This window comes from Aliiglaciecola sp. NS0011-25, from assembly GCF_040370605.1.
GTDB classification, from domain to species: Bacteria; Pseudomonadota; Gammaproteobacteria; order Enterobacterales; family Alteromonadaceae; genus Aliiglaciecola; species Aliiglaciecola lipolytica_A.
Genome location: NZ_BAABWR010000028.1, coordinates 20850 through 35422, shown reverse-complemented (window position 1 = coordinate 35422; position 14573 = coordinate 20850). Strand labels below are relative to the sequence as shown.

Here is a 14573-nt window from a genome sequence, read left to right as displayed (position 1 = left end):
ACGAGTCACGGCACTGTAGGGTGCCATCACCCGTCACTTAAAATGTGCTTAAAAGTTATAAGCGAATTCAACGCCATACTCAGCAAGCGCAGAAGGGTGGATAAAAGATCCGCCAAATTCAGGTGCAGGAATGACTTCTTGTAAATATTCTTCGTCGGTGATGTTTTTGCCGTAAATCGCTAACGTCCAGTTATCCGCCTCTAGAGCAATGCGTGCATTGACGGTAAAAAATGAATCACGTTTAGCATTATTGAAGTTTTGTGAATGAGGGCCCGGTGGAACACCGCCACCTAAGGTGCCGAAAAAGTCCCAAATTGTAGGCGTTTCTTCACCTTGTAAGGTGTGGAAATAGGTTTCACCGGTGTATTGATAATCCACTCGAGTGGTTACCCAAAACTCATCGTTGATAGGCTTCTCATAGCTAAAGCCTAATGTGTAGGTTGTATCAGGTGACTGCGGCGCTTTGTTGCCAACAGTGATTGGACGACTGCGGTTTTCTTTGATTTCTGAATCAAGTAAACCAAGCCCTGCAAACACTTTAAAGCTCTCGGTAATATCCGCGGTTACATCAAGTTCAAAACCTTGAATTTCAAGCTCATCAATAGTACTCACAGCACGCAACAAACCAAAAGGTCCGGCGAAAAACTCGAAAAACTGATTGTCTTCAACGTTGGTTTTGAACACCGCTGCATTCAAGCGAACCTTGTTATCCAGCAATTTAGATTTGATGCCCAACTCTATATTAGTGGTAACTTCTTTATCGTAATCATCCGTTACCAATAATTGTGCATCCACTGCATCACCAGGATTACCAGTACCTGAGCTGTTGAACCAAAAATCTAAAGTGGCTTGGGTACCCAGTGAATTAAAACCACCACTTCTGAAGCCGACCCCGTAACTGGCATACGAATTAACGTTATCGGATAATTCATAACTTAAAGTAACTTTGGGTTGGAATTGGGCAAATGAGCGACTGCGGTCTGGAATACCATCTGGGTTACCAGCAAGTCCAGGGTTAATTAGTCCAACTTCGCCATCAACAATAGTATTAATGTTAAGGCCAGACGCGGTCACATATGGCACGTTGTTAGATACTGTTCTGTCTTCATGGTCGTAACGCAAGGCAACAGATACTTCTAGTTTTTCGGAAACGTCATATTCCACTTGACCAAACGCAGACAAGACCGATGTGTCATAAGTATCATCGAACAATAAATCGGTCGGATTAGGCCCAGATGCAGGCACATAGGATTGACGCAAGAACCCTTGGCCTTGATCAGCACCATAGGCGACCACTACATCACGGTCAATTTCAGCGAAATACAGACCGGCAATCCAGCGTAAATCAGCACTGTCGTCATCAGAGGTAACTCTTAACTCACCACTGAAATCGGATTGACTGCGCTCTTGATACTGATATCCGTCACACGAGGTTGGAGTATATGGACCGTAAACTCCGGTAAACTCGACGCCGGGAGGAAAGATGCCGAAGGGTGCGAAAAATTCACCAAACAAATCGGTTCTATCAGCACCACCTAACGCAGTTGGCGTGTTATTCAGGGTGGCACGATCAGTTTGACACTGAGGTGTTAACTCATAGCCATAAAAGGAAGCGCTGGTGCCATCTGATAATAATGTTTCTTCAAGATCGTTATACGACAACACACCGGTAACATCGTAACCGTCTAAATCCCAATCAGCTTTAATCGAAAGTTCAGTGCTGTCTTGCTCGTTTTCACCTGGTACGTTGAAGGCAAAAATGAAGTCATGATCATTAACGTCGGCATTGTAGGCGGGCTGATTAAATGCCTCAACAAATGAAGGTAAAGCGAACACTGCATTAAAGTTAATAGCACCACCTTTAACACTAGAAACGCCGGCTCTCATATCAAGAGTAAGATCGTCACTCACATCCCACATTAAGCGCCCTTTAAGGGTGGTATCTTCTAGAAAATCTACCGAGTCTTCACCGGTGAAGATGTTCTCGTAATGGCCATCAATGGTATTATAACTGGCGGTAATTCGTCCTCTGACTGTTTCACTTAGACCACCGCTAATAATACCATTTATACGCTGGGCGCCAGCATTACCAACCGCCACTTTAACGCTACCTTCAAGCTCATCGCTAGGCAAAGTGGTGGTGACTAGAATCGCACCAGCAACCGCATTACGTCCATACAATGCCCCTTGTGGGCCTTTCAAAATTTCGATTTGGGCAATATCAAGCAGCTCTCCGTTAAAGCCGTTTGGATTGGTCATCAACACCCCATCTACCACGTAAGCAAAGGTTGATTCAGCATCTCGAGTGGAGACAATACCGCGGATATTAACCTGTGTGTCACCTACGTTTGCCGTGTCGACAATATTCACGTTGGGCACAAGCGAGATAAAATCACCGGGACGCTCGATCCCCGCAGTTTCGATATCTCTGGCGGATAATGCACTCACAGCGATAGGTACTTGTTGTAAGCTCTCTGGACGTTTTCGCGAGATACTGATTAACTCAATAGTCTCTTCTTCAGCTTGGCTATCTTGCGCAAGGGCACCACCGGCAAAAGTAGTTGAACTTGCTAACATTGATATCGCTATAGCATTACCTAACTTATTTCGGGTAAATCTAAGCATGTTGTGTTCCCTCTTGGTTATTTTTATTATTGCGTTTCAATCTTCGCCACAAGGTGGTTTGGCTAATTCCTAAGTACTGAGCAACCAGTTCCTTATTCCCGTTAAATTTCATCATTGCCTGGTTTAGCAATTCCTGCTCATTTTTTGCGATTGCGCCAGTTTGTTCGGTCCCACTTAGCTCAAATAGCTCGGGAGCTAGCTCAATCAATAATTGCGACACTCGCTTACTGGTCACATCTTGAAATGCTGAGCAATAAACTAATAAGCGCTCAACAATATTTTCCAGTTCTCGGATATTTCCTGGCCAATCATAAGTGGTAAAGATGGGCGTTAATTGCTGGGTTAAGCGCTGAATAACATCATCGCTCAAGCTACCAAAATTAAGAGTTGTCAGTTTATTTTTGGTGATATTTTCAATATCATCCCGACGTTCTTTTAAAGAGGGAACATTGATGCTTAAAACATTTAGGCGATAATATAAATCGTCTCTGAATAAGCCTTGTTTCACTTGTGTGGCCAAAGGTCGGTTGGTGGCAGCAATGACTTTGAGGTTAACTTTAAATTCTTTTTGAGAGCCAATGGGCCGATAGGTTTTTTCTTGAATAACGCGCAGTAATTTGGCTTGTTGAGGTAAGGTTAACTCACCCACCTCATCTAAAAATAACACGCCATTTTCCGCTTCATATAGCAAACCGTGTTTGCCGCCGCGCTTAGAACCGGTAAATGCGCCTTCCACGTAGCCAAAAAGCTCACCTTCAAACAACTCACTGGGCATTGCTGCGCAGTTAATTGCGACAAAACGTCCATCGGCAAACTGACTTTTCTGGTGAATACGCTTAGCTATCATTTCCTTACCAGTACCGGACTCTCCAATAATCAACACATGACTGGGAGAATTCGCATACAGGTCAGTTCGTTCAATCAAATCCGTCATCACTTTGGATTTGTAAATCAGCGGTTGCTCAAGGGATTGGTTTTTCTTAGGTGACAGTATTTGCGGTGTTTGGGCATAAAATTGGTAGATATCAAACTGACTATTGGTCATCATGATGGTGTCTTTATGAAACCACCAATCAGTTTCATTTAACCGACACTTACCGTCCGACACATCAGCAAATTGACTGCTATGCAACAAATCTGAAATCTCTTGTTTGTTATTCGAGTCAATTGCAAATTCTGTTTTTGCAATGGCATTGGACGTCAAAACATCAGTATAGTTATCCACCACTAAAATCGGGGTTTTGGAGTCTTCACTTAACCATTTATAAATAACTTTTGCATGCATTGAATCCCGTTGCTTGCGGCCAAGGATAACCGCCTCTTTCAAGACTGCACGACAGGATTCTTTAGAATAAATTAAGAATGACTTAATGTTGTCTAATAACGCCAAACCACATACCAAACTGGCACCCACCACCACATTATCGGAGGTTAAATGTGCCAATTGATACATTTGTTTAGCATCTTCAGCTGTTTCGTATTGATGACGAGTGATGTTTATTGAAGTGCTTGTGTTTAACAGGCTAACTAAACTGCTGTAGTCATCGTAGGTAATAAGATGGATATCTTTACTCACCTTTGATGCTTTTAAAACAGCACTAACGATATCTGACTCTGTCACGGGGATAGACAAGACAGGTACATCTAAGGTTGTTTTTAAGTAAGCCGAATTGCTGCCTGCACTTATAACTAAGTCAGGTTTGAAAACATGAATATGAGTGTTAGCTTCATGAATAGTGCCAATAATCGCATCTACGACTTTGCATTCGGCATGCTCTTCAAACTCTTCTAATACACTACTAACCAACTGGCTAAATTCTTTATGGCCAAAGATTAGAATGCGAATTTTTTGACTTTGCTTTATCAATTTGTTGCAACCTGAAAGTAAAAATTGTTAGCAAATTAACATAGCACGGTTCATGCCAAAAACAATGAAATTTAAAAAACCTTAAATATCAACACTTTAATTTAAAACCCAATTTCACTTTCAGGTTGAAAATTTCAAATTGAAATAAAAAATATCACTTTGAAATAAAATCATTCATTTTGAAATTCAACTTTTCGGTGTTTCAGTCAATTGTAAAATAGCCCCGAATTTATCGTGATCTGCAAGATCGCAGATTGACCATTGTTGCAGACCCATTCTTTTTTCCAGATTGTTCAATTCGAGTTTTTGTAGTGACTCATCAATTGATTCTGTGGCAAATGAAAGCAAAAAAATACCTTCACCTTTGTTTGTCAATATATCCGCCACTACCCCTTCGTTGCTCAAAGGCTGTACCAAAACCAACAGGCTTTCACCGACCTTAAAGCGAGCTGTTTTAACCAGCCTTTGAGGTAATTCTTCAATCGTCGCTGATTGAGTTAACAATGTTTGGAAGTAGCTAACCGATTTGTCTAAATCTGCGACAACAAAATTTATATGATGAATATGAGTGATCAAAATGTACTCTCCTGATTAGCGGCTATAAGCAAGCAGCGTTGAGTAAAATATTGTCTATCAAATAAATTGCGCGTGCCCTGATGTATCAAATCTTGCTTTAACTGCATGTCTGAATGATCGACTAACGGGTATAACTCTGCCGTTAGACAGTTTTATCGAAGCGCTGTGCCCTTGTTCTCGATAGCTACTTGCTGCGTCAGAACTAATCCAATACGAGCGATGAGTTTGAAATCCGTCTTGCCCAAACATTTCGCCAATTGCGTCTTTAAAACGAATATAAATTAGCTCTTCTTTTGAACCCAGAACCACCCGTGTGTAGTGATCCTCTGCTATCAAGGCTAAAATTCTTTGCTGATGGGGGGCTGGCAGTCGACTTTGCAGTCGGGGCAATTGATCGACCATAATGAAATCAGTTTGCTCATCATTAACGGTGTTCAGTAGCCAATTTCGAAAGCGTTTTACCTTCGAGCTGTCCGCGGAATAATTAAATCTGCTGACACCCAGTACAAATAAATAAAAATAATTAGCAGCAACCCATAAGCTAACTCCAAGTAACCAATTGGAGATCGTGACGACTATATCCAAATATCGAGAAGTGCTTTTTAGAACATGTCCTTCTTGAACAAAATCGCCCACTAGAAAATCTCTAAAATGACTAGCTGGAATCCAAAGAGCAATACCAATGGCAAATCCAAGTATGAGAACAGCTAAGAAGGGAGCTCCTAATGGTTTTAAAAATAAAGCCACCAATTTGCTACCTATCGCTAAAAACTGCCATGACAAAAGGGTTGAAACTAGCCAGTAAACTAAGTGGCCTTCAATGCCAACAAGGGGTTCAGTACCAGATTGAGATAGTGCAAAAAACAAACCTAACCCCAAAGGAATACCAATATAAAACGAAAGAATTGTTCGATCTTGTATTGCCAAGGAAATAGATTGCCATACTTTTTTAAACATCATTAGTACCCAGCGCCCTTATCATTATAAAACAGCTAGATTCATCGTTTTATAATATGTATAAAACAAACAATTGAATGCAACAACTTGCGCTGCGCGAATAGCACTCACGGAATAAGTGCTGATTAATTGGCACAATCTAATGCCACTTTTTCTCATTTTGTTTTCAATGTAAAACTATTATCTAACTGAAAAATATCGACAATATGGACATTCGTGTTTAAAGATAAATTGCCTAAAATTTCCCTATTTACATTTTTCAAGAGGAAGGTAAGTTGTCGCAAATATCTCGTAAATTTATTTACTACAACAAACAAAGCACTGTTCATGCCAAAATCCAAAATTATTTAAATCAATTAAAAATCAAAAAGTTAATAATAATATTCGATATCCGCTCAGTCTCAATATTTCATAGTGAACAATTTATGTTCACTTTGAAAAATAATATGTTGTTAATTCCCTAGTGTAAATTCCCTAGTTTCATGCGAGTTTGATTAACTGATAACTACCTATTACTGAAACTATTTTATCCCTTGATGCAATACCTCAGATTTCTCAATCACGCACAATAGCCTTGCAATATAAAACCCATCATCATATCTTTATAACATTATTGTTTGCATTTTTCACACAACTAACACAAAAAGTTGGTCTGCAATTCGCGAAGCGCGAATGGTATTCACGAAATAAAGCCACCTTTTACGAAAACATAGTAGACCTAAATTCAGCTTATCCTACATATTGTTTGTGGAAACATCACAGCCAATCAATAGACTAATTACATCAAAGGATAACCATGAACAAAAAACTATTAAGTGTCTTTGTTTTGATGAATATGAGCGGGACAGGCGTATCAGAAAATAACTTTTTTTCTGCTGCCTATGCCCAAGAGAAAACAAATGTAAACGAAAAAGAAGATATAGAACGGATAGACGTTGTATCTTCTCGAAAACGCGATGAGTGGATCCTCGACGTACCACTAGCTGTCCAATCATTTTCTGCAGAAGATATTGAAAAGGCCGGTATTGGTAATTTAGAAGATTTAACCTTGTTTGCGCCAGGATTGGATTTCAAAGATCAAGGTGGCAACTTTGCTGGACGATTATTACCGGCAATACGCTTTCGAGGCCTTACCTCAGAAAGTTCATTACCATCAAACCAAGTTGGATCACTGTTTGTAGATGGTGTATATGTGCTTGGTGGCGCACAATCAATAGGCTTTGAAGATATTGAGCGAGTGGAGGTTATTCGCGGCCCACAATCAGCCCACTTTGGCCGTTCAACATTTGGTGGAGCGATCAACTATATTACCAAAGATCCATCTGGAGAGTTTGGTGGAAAATTCAATGCTGCATATAGCCCTAACTTTGGTTCTAGCAATATTTCATTTTCTGTACATGGTTCCTTAATAGAGGATGTGTTAGCCGCAAGCTTAACCGGTTCAGGATTTAAAAATGGATCGGCTTACACGGCAAATGACGGTGGTACATTAGGTGAACAAACCACAAACGCTGCGCATTTATCTCTTTTATATACTCCAACAGAAGATTTAAAAATTAAATTTCGAGCATCCTATGTAGAAGATGAAGATACCGCCCCCGCCGCCACAGCTATTCAATTTAGTGAATTTAGTAACTGCGAAGCAGGTACTCCTGTAACGGTTCTTAACGGAGACGGTATTGCCACTGAAACGACCTTAGGTGGAAACTTGTGGTGTGGCGCTTTACCTGAGATTTCTGACGGTGTGGTTGTTTCTCGTAACACCACCTTTCCGATATTCGAAGATGGTGGAGCCTTTTTGCCAGAGGTAGACATTCGAGACTTAATGGTAGGGAATAGTCGTAGTGTACAAGATATTGAAGATGCCCCTTACCTTGACCATTTTGGATTACGTCGCCAAATGACAAGACTTGCCGCTAGCTTCGAATATGTCATAAATGACGAGTTTGATTTGGATGGTAACATTTCTTATAACGATCAAGATTTAATGGGTATTCGCGACGGTGACAACTCTGATGGACAATCAGTGTATATCGGCACGCCATCGTTCTTCGAAGACTTTTCAAGTGAAATACGCTTAAGCTACGATGCTGGCGGCAAGTTTAGAGCCTTGATGGGTATTAATTATTATAAACAAGAAATCCACGCCGCTTTTTCAAATGGTGTTGAGGCAACCAATTCAATTCTGTTCGATACTGCTGCCACCCCATTTGAAGTTCGAATAGTTGGTGCACAAAACTCAACTCCTAACGATGATGAAATCAAGACCCTAGGTATTTTTGGTTCATTTGATTACTACTTTACCGAAAACTTAGGTTTAACCCTTGAAGGACGTTGGCAGAACGATGAAGTTACTCGCTTTGGTGGCACATTTGGCGAACCAATTGCGACCGGAAAACTAACATCTAAAGAATTCCTACCTCGTGCAATTTTCAAATGGAATCCAACTGACAACATGATGACCTATGCAAGTTATTCAAAAGGTACCTTACCGGGTCAGTTCAACAGTTCCTTTGTTGCCTTAGATCCTGAAGATAAAGCCATAGTGCAAGCTGAAAATCCGGGTTTACAAGACGAGGTACCACCTGAATATCTAGATAGTTACGAAATTGGGGTTAAACAATCATTAATGGAAGGCAAACTAAGCTATTCAACCGCTTTGTATTCGATGATTTGGGAAAATATGAAATCAAGCATATCCTTTTTACCGCCTGGCGCTACTGGCTTTCAAAGTGGATTTGTATCTGGAGAGTCAAAAATTAAAGGGGTGGAGTTTGAAGGCGGCTATGTAGTCAGCAACAACTTTGATATATCTCTTACAGCGAATTATACCGATGCTAAATATGAAGACTATTCATTAACCGGTCTTACACCTCTATTTAATTTAACCACAGCAGATGGATTTAAAGTTGATGGTAATACCCTTCCTCGTTTTCCAAAATGGAGTGGTAGCCTGTCTGGTACTTATACCAATACTTTAGAGTTAGCCACAGACTGGGATTGGTATACACGTGTAGATATTTTATACAACGGTAAAACCTATACTGATTCATATAACCTAACTTGGGTAGACGCATATCAAAAAGTGAACTTAAAAGTTGGTTTCACACGTGATGATCTTTCAATTGAGCTATATGCCGATAATTTACTAGATGAAGATGGTTGGGTAACAGGCGCAGGTTTAGCATTCTTCGGTGAAGTACCTGTTAAAATTTCAACATTAAATACGCTCCGAGCTGTGCACGTTTCTGCTATGCAGCCAAGAGAGCTAGGCGTTGTGTTATCACTAGCGTTTTAAACATTAACTTTGAATGAGGCTAAAGAATGTTCAAAAACTCTAAATCAGAGGGAAAAATGAAGTTAAATAGACGTGAGTTCATGGCCGGTGTCGGTATGGCTACCGCCCTACCATTAGTAGGATGTGCTGCTAGCTCTGCTAGCAGCGCAGACAGCGCAAAAAGCAGTTCATTTACTGATGACTTTATTGTTGCTCCCCCGCTATCAGGTCCACGCATCAACTTAGCCAGAGCTTATAAAGTTATGGACATGTTGAATATTGACGCCCTAGTACTCGGGCAAGGCGTCAATTTTTACTATTCAACTGGGCATCGACCAATTACCTTAACGATGGGGCATGGTCCTAATTCATTTTCGATTATTACCCGTCAAGACAATATGCCAAATGGTTTGGTTATGCCTTCGTTTACATACTACTACCAGTTAGCAGATGTAATTGCTCCAGATGACTTCTCGACTTATATGTATAGTGGGCATAGAGGTACTGATAAGGATGATCCATCTGCAGATCAAACTGCCAATTTAATGATATTCCCAGATCGTCATTTAACCAGTTTAGATGAGATTGAGAGTAATCGTGAGAATCGTACTCGGGAGACAGCCAAAGAATACGGCGCTTTTGTTGGTTCTCGAGCTGCATTTAAAAAGGCATTTAGCGATTTAGGTCTAACCAATGCGAGAATAGCAACAGATAACGCCGCATCTTGGGAGTTAATATCAACAGCTCTACCTAATGTTTCGATTGTTGACGCAGATGACGCATTACGACGTATTCGTCCCTATAAATCAGATGTAGAAATTGAATTGATGCGTCGTGCAGCGCCAGCGAACGCTGAAGCGGCCATTGCGGCGGTGAAATCAATTCGAGCTGGTGCCACTTATCGTGACCTTAGACGCATTTATTATGCAGAGGCAGCTAAACGTGGCAATACCGGCGAATTTATGGTGATAGACCGTGTGAGTGCAGATTTATTTGACGCACCGTTTAGAGATGGTCAATCGTTCTTAATTGACGCGGTGAGCCATGCAGATGGTTACCATGGTGATTATGGACGTACAGTCTTTATTGGTGAACCAAATAAAGAACTGGCCAAAATCACTAAGACGATTGGCATGGCGTGGGACGAAGTAAGGCATTCAATGAAACCTGGGATGAAATTCTCAGATATCACAGCTTTAGGCCAATCTACTCTGAAAAAGTTAGGTGGCAATTACAGAGTGTCTTTTTCACCGCATAGTGTCGGTCTTTTTCACACAGATCATGTGGGTAAAATGCCAGGCGCAAAGTATGAGAATCTTGTGTTAGAAAAAGGTATGATTCTTAGTGTCGATTGTCCATTACTAGAAGCTGGAATTGGTGGGTCTGCGCACTTAGAAGATCTAACCTTAATAACGGCTGATGGTAGTGAAGCGATCAATAATGTAGGTGATCAAACGATCATTATTTGATGCAATTAAGCAATCCAAATCAGCATAAAAAATGCCTCTCTTGAGGCATTTTTTTGTTATCGGTATTTTAACTTAAATTATTGATTTGCCGCCTTCCTTGCCGTGGCACGAGAATATTGGTTAAACAATGCTCTTTGCTCATCAGTGCTTTCACCTAATTGCACCCGCACCGGCGTGCTCGAATGCTTATGATAATAAACATATTCCATTACGGCGACGAGTCCACGGGCATTTTCAAATATGATAGGCATACTCTTTTTTTCGTCTTCATCATTTGAATCGTTTTCACTGACACCTAACCAATAACGTTTCACAAAATTTAAGTCATTATACCAATCCCAAGTTAACTTCTTTAGCTCTTTATCAGAAAAGGTAAAAAACGTGGCAATGTTATTTTCTAAAATCACCGGCATATAAGTAAATTTGTCCATCTGCATATCATTTAAAGTGCAAGATTCAAGCAGGTTCAATATGTATAAGTTGGCTACACTGCTTTTGCTAATTTTAATAAAATAGGTTTCATCTTTACCAGAGTTCTGATTTGAGTTGCTTGATGGAGCATAGTCGATTTTATAACAATCACGAACTTCCGTAATGTTTAGTGGAGCATCAAAGATAGTTACGCCTTCATTCTTAACGATTTCAAGGGTGGTACTATTATCTATGTACCGACTATTAGTGCCGGAAAAATCATTAAGTGCATTTTCGGCTGATGCTATTAAATAGGCTGTTTTATACCCCTTCAAAAGCATAACCTCGTCGTCTTTATCAATGACCTGCTCGGTGGTGATGACAGTATAAGGTGACGAACAAGCACATAATGTTAGACAGGTTAGTACAACAAGCGTTTTAGTGAATTCCCACATCATTTTTCCCTAGTGACCTATATTTATCGTTTTTAGAATGTCTTAAACCTGATTGTCTCTTATCGATAAAGATTAAGTCAATCAGTTACTTAATTAACAACACGATAACAACGAATTGGGTAAAAAAACCAAACCACAATCAAAATAAAAGGAAAATAGACAATCACGACTGATGGCAGCGTTAGAACAAGCATGACAACCTAAATTAATGGCCTAGGATGCTATTGCCTCTTATCTAGAAAGTATTGATTGTGTTCAAGGCAGATATTTGATTGATAAAAAGCCAATTTAAGCGTTAAATAATCTTTCAAACCTAAACATAGAGACGTTGTCGTGAAAAGAGTGACTGGATTAATATGGATATTGTTAGTTAGCTTTAGTATTTCTTTTTCGGCAAACGCTGAACGTGTTTATGAAAAGCAAGAACCTCCCCGTGAGCTGACGGCCGAGCAAGCAACATTGGCCGCCAGTAATTATAAGAAGTACTGTTCATTGTGTCATGGTGATGATCGCGAAGGTCATAAAAACGACCACGCACCTTCGTTACGTAGCAAAAGTTTATTTGAATCGGGCGTTCCACACTCAATATTACGTCCTATGTCTTATGGTCGCCACGGCACTGCCATGGGGGGTTACTTAGATGAAGTGGGCGGCCCCATGACGTTGGATGAAACTTGGGATCTAACGTATTGGTTATTCTGGCAGTCTGGGGCGCAGAGAGTAAAACTGAGTGAAAACCCTGTGAATGGCGATATAGTTAAAGGAGAGACTATTTATCAGCAAAATTGTACCACTTGCCACGGTGAAAACGGCGAAGGTGTTACCGCTCCGGCGCTTTTTAACCCCTCTTTTTTAGCTCACAATAAAGATGAATTTATTCGTTACGCCATCGAAAAAGGTCGCGAAGATACGCCCATGCTATCCTTTTCCGACAAATTATCAGAAACTGATATTGATAATCTCACTGCCTTTATTCGCAGTAAAGCCAGTGATGCAAAAATCACTAAAGTGCCACTAAAAGAAATCCCTTCACCTGATCAGTACGTTATTAATCCGCAAGGTGAAGATCCTTCATTTAACTTAGATCAAGGCAAATATGTTTCCTCTAAAGCGCTGTATAGGGCCATGCAGGCTAAAAAGCGTATGGTGCTGATTGATACGCGGGTCACTTCTGTGTGGCAACGGGCGCATTTAGCTGGCTCAGTACCATTTCCTTACTATTCTGATATCGAAAAGCGCGTTGGAGAAATGCCAAAAGATGTATTAATCGTGGGATATTGCTCTTGCCCTCGAGCGGCGGCAGAGTACGTTATGGATCAGTTTAACCAAGCAGGTTATGCCAATACCGCTGTGTTGTATGAAGGGATTTTTGGCTGGATGAATTTAGGTTATCCGGTAGTACGTGCAGAGGGGCTAGAATCCTTAGCGGAAACGCCGCAAGGACATTAATCTATTATATCTGTTTTTAGTTCATTGGCCATGTTAACTGATGTTAACATGGCTTTTTTAATAGTCTTTGTATGATGGAATTTTAAGGGAAGCGTTAGCCACACTGACTTCTAAGAAAAACGAAATCAATCCACCGGTGATAAGCACCATTCCCAGAATAAACATCGAAATAATAGTCGTATCCAAATTCACCACAGTCAATCCATTCATCAGCAATAAAATAACATCCAGACACACGGTCACAGCTGCTGCTGTTAAAAACGTAACAGCCCAGTTGGCAAAGCGCATTCTGCGGCGTAGGGCTTTTAATTCATTTTTAGCTTTTTCGGTAATCTTAGATGGGTCAACATCACCAATTCTTTCAAAGTAACGAGCCCGATCAATGATCCTCGCTAAACGGCCGGTCATGACGTTCATCATTTGACCCATACCAACAATTAAAAACACCGGTGCCAGTGACAATTGAATCAGTTCAACAGCAGATTCATTTAAATTAAGTTCCATTACTTCCCCATCATTTGATTTGTGATGCTCTTATACCAAATGAATAGTGGAAATGTACAGAACTCTTGACAATGACACCTAAAAAACCGCGCAACGCTTAGTCAATGCAAACATCTTTGACATTATCTACTGTATTTTTGCAGCGTATGTTTGTAGCTATCCATTTGCATGTAGTCATCTAACGCCGAATTAAATTTTTGAACATCTGCTTCAGCTACACTTGACTGGCTGAACATGACGTAAATATCTCCAGTAGTAACTGTAAAGCCATGTTCAACAATGTAGTTATCTAATCCTTTTCTGCGCAGTATTGACGCTCCCACAAAGCTATCTTCTAAAAAACCGTCAATATCCATATCTAATAATCGGGCAATATTTAATTCCCCCATAATACCACTCACAAAGTTATTAGAGGACGCTTTGCTATCTTGCAAAATGGTAATTTGAGGCCCGTAATAGTAGTCACCTACGACGCCTATTTTGCTACCATTAGCGATAAACTCATCTATATCATTATAGGCGGCACGCTTTTTATCATCATTGCGTATGTACAATGAGAACTGCTCAGTGCGGTAAGGTGCACTAAAATACGCGAACTCTTCTCGCGCTGGGGTTTTTGATGCGCCAATGAGCATATCGACGTTACCTAAGCGTAAGTCTTCTAAAAGCGAAACCCAGGTACCTTGGACATAAGAAACCGTGCATCCCATTTCATTAATAACACCAGTGATAATTTGAATATCGACGCCACTCACCTCACCATCAACGTTGATGTATTGGTAAGGTTCCCAGATATCAAAACCTAAACTATATGAGCAAGGGGGGGATTCAACTTCGTTATCAGTTGACAGTTGAGAGTCTTTCAAGGGCTGTTCTTCAGATGTTTGACTTGACAACGTTGCCTGTTGTGGACTGCATGCAATTAAGGCAAAAGACAAACTCATTACTAATAGCATTTTAAGCATTTTCATAATGGTGGCCTC

10 protein-coding genes are annotated in these 14573 nt (G+C 40.5%); 3 read left to right on the top strand and 7 right to left on the bottom strand.

Translation table 11 applies throughout. The annotated features are described in order from the left end of the window. Nucleotides 1–48: 48 nt before the first annotated feature. The 4 genes from ABWV72_RS19265 to ABWV72_RS19250 form a co-directional block, all read right to left on the bottom strand. Nucleotides 49–2625 (bottom strand): TonB-dependent receptor, encoded by a 2577-nt coding sequence (locus ABWV72_RS19265; RefSeq protein WP_353372462.1) that lies wholly within the window; start codon nt 2623–2625, stop codon nt 49–51. After that, a complete protein-coding gene (locus ABWV72_RS19260; RefSeq protein ID WP_252728674.1) occupies nt 2618–4492 on the bottom strand; it encodes a sigma 54-interacting transcriptional regulator in 1875 nt (624 codons plus the stop codon). Before ABWV72_RS19260 ends, ABWV72_RS19265 begins: the two co-directional genes overlap by 8 nt. Nucleotides 4493–4678: 186 nt before the next feature. After that, nucleotides 4679–5068, bottom strand: coding sequence for a VOC family protein (locus tag ABWV72_RS19255; protein WP_353372459.1), 390 nt, complete (start codon nt 5066–5068; stop codon nt 4679–4681). 57 nt (nt 5069–5125) lie between these two features. Next, on the bottom strand, nt 5126–6028 hold the full coding sequence (locus tag ABWV72_RS19250) for a LytTR family DNA-binding domain-containing protein (protein ID WP_303571379.1): 903 nt from the start codon (nt 6026–6028) through the stop codon (nt 5126–5128). A 793-nt stretch (nt 6029–6821) separates the two neighbouring features. Between ABWV72_RS19250 and ABWV72_RS19245 the strand changes: the two genes are divergently transcribed. Further along, nucleotides 6822–9323, top strand: a complete 2502-nt coding sequence (locus ABWV72_RS19245) for a TonB-dependent receptor (protein WP_353372457.1) — start codon at nt 6822–6824, stop codon at nt 9321–9323. Nucleotides 9324–9379: 56 nt separating this feature from the next. Then, the gene (locus ABWV72_RS19240) at nt 9380–10771 is read left to right on the top strand and encodes a M24 family metallopeptidase (RefSeq protein ID WP_353372455.1); all 1392 of its coding nucleotides are present in this window, start codon (nt 9380–9382) and stop codon (nt 10769–10771) included. A gap of 77 nt (nt 10772–10848) precedes the next feature. Here ABWV72_RS19240 and ABWV72_RS19235 read toward each other — a convergent pair whose 3' ends face one another. After that, nucleotides 10849–11640, bottom strand: a complete 792-nt coding sequence (locus tag ABWV72_RS19235; protein WP_353372453.1) for a hypothetical protein — start codon at nt 11638–11640, stop codon at nt 10849–10851. A gap of 330 nt (nt 11641–11970) precedes the next feature. Here ABWV72_RS19235 and ABWV72_RS19230 point away from each other — a divergent pair, with 330 nt between their 5' ends. Then, nucleotides 11971–13086 carry a c-type cytochrome gene (locus ABWV72_RS19230; RefSeq protein ID WP_342804885.1) on the top strand — a complete coding sequence of 372 codons (1116 nt, stop codon included), beginning with the start codon at nt 11971–11973 and terminating at the stop codon, nt 13084–13086. Nucleotides 13087–13143: 57 nt separating this feature from the next. Here ABWV72_RS19230 and ABWV72_RS19225 read toward each other — a convergent pair whose 3' ends face one another. After that, nucleotides 13144–13590, bottom strand: a complete 447-nt coding sequence (locus tag ABWV72_RS19225) for a DUF2721 domain-containing protein (RefSeq protein ID WP_216046361.1) — start codon at nt 13588–13590, stop codon at nt 13144–13146. Nucleotides 13591–13712: 122 nt separating this feature from the next. After that, a complete protein-coding gene (locus ABWV72_RS19220; RefSeq protein ID WP_353372450.1) occupies nt 13713–14561 on the bottom strand; it encodes a substrate-binding periplasmic protein in 849 nt (282 codons plus the stop codon). Between the last annotated feature and the right edge of the window lie 12 nt (nt 14562–14573).